Raw genomic sequence first — 429 nt, 5'->3', positions numbered from 1 at the left:
GAGGCCGGTGCCGTCATTGCTAACCGCGCCTTCAACGCCGCCGCTGACAGCGTCGGTCACGGTTTCCAGCAGCGGCGATGCAATCAGGGTATCTACGGTAATCGTAAAGCCGTCTGAAATCACAGAAATGTTGCCCGCCGGGTCGACGGCGCCGGCGGTCAGCGTGTGCACGCCTTCGGCCAGGTCTTCGCTGCCCTGCCAGCGCCACGCGCCGGTTGCAGCATCGGCCCGGACGCTGCCGACGGCTGAGCCGCCGTCATAAATCGTCACCAGGCTGCCGGCTTCGGCGCGGCCGCTGAGCACGGGGCGGGCGTCGTTGGTGAGGCCGGTGCCGTCGTTGCTAATCGCGCCCTCCACGCCGCCGGTCACCGCGTCAGTCACGGTTTCCAGCAGCGGCTGCGCAATCACGGTATCCACGGTGAAGGTGAA

1 protein-coding gene is annotated in these 429 nt (G+C 67.1%); it reads right to left on the bottom strand.

Annotated features, from left to right (window positions below):
* On the bottom strand, positions 1 to 429 hold a 429-nt coding region (locus KVT28_RS24700; RefSeq protein ID WP_217550774.1), incomplete at both ends, for an Ig-like domain-containing protein.

Source organism: Pantoea sp. GbtcB22, from assembly GCF_019091025.1.
Taxonomy (GTDB): domain Bacteria; phylum Pseudomonadota; class Gammaproteobacteria; order Enterobacterales; family Enterobacteriaceae; genus Pantoea; species Pantoea leporis.
Note: the sequence above shows the minus strand (reverse complement) of the source record. Positions and strands in the feature narration are given on the sequence as shown.